The organism is Pseudomonas floridensis, from assembly GCF_002087235.1.
Lineage (GTDB): Bacteria > Pseudomonadota > Gammaproteobacteria > Pseudomonadales > Pseudomonadaceae > Aquipseudomonas > Aquipseudomonas floridensis.
In genome coordinates, this window is record NZ_MUIO01000189.1 from 1 (window position 1) to 650 (window position 650).

1 protein-coding gene is annotated in these 650 nt (G+C 58.8%); it reads left to right on the forward strand.

Features of this window, described 5'->3' with window-relative positions; all coding sequences use genetic code 11:
• Positions 1-571: iron uptake system protein EfeO (efeO, locus tag BZK31_RS28065; RefSeq protein ID WP_083186431.1), on the forward strand; the 571-nt coding region annotated here is incomplete at its 5' end.
• Between the last annotated feature and the right edge of the window lie 79 nt (positions 572-650).

A 650-nucleotide genomic window follows, 5' to 3' on the forward strand; every position in this document is an offset into this window, starting at 1 on the left:
CGAGCTGTTCAGCGACCTGGACGCGTCCATCGACTCCCGCGTTGACGACCATGAGCAAGGCGTGACGGCTGAAGACTTCACCGGCTTCCATCGGCTGGAATACGCGCTGTTTTCGCAGAACACCACCAAAGACCAAGGCCCCATCGCCGACAAACTGATGAGTGACGTAAAGGACTTGCAGAAGCGCGTGACCGACCTGACCTTCCCGCCGGAAAAAGTCGTCGGCGGCGCGGCAGCCTTGCTGGAAGAAGTGGCCGCGACCAAGATTTCCGGTGAGGAAGACCGTTACAGCCATACCGACCTGTACGACTTCCAGGGCAACATCGACGGCGCGAAGAAAATCGTCGACCTGTTCCGTCCGCAGATTGAACAGCAGGATAAGGCGTTCGCCAGCAAGGTCGACAAGAACTTTGCCACCGTGGAGAAGATCCTGGCCAAGTACAAGACCAAGGATGGCGGTTTTGAAACCTACGACAAGGTGAAAGAGAACGACCGCAAGGCACTCGTCGGCCCGGTCAACACCCTGGCCGAAGACCTCTCGACCCTGCGTGGCAAACTGGGTCTGAACTGAAGCCAGCCTGTCGCTCTGCACACAGAGCGACAGCCCCCGCTGCAAACCCGAACACCCGACAAGGCCTTCGTGGACAAGT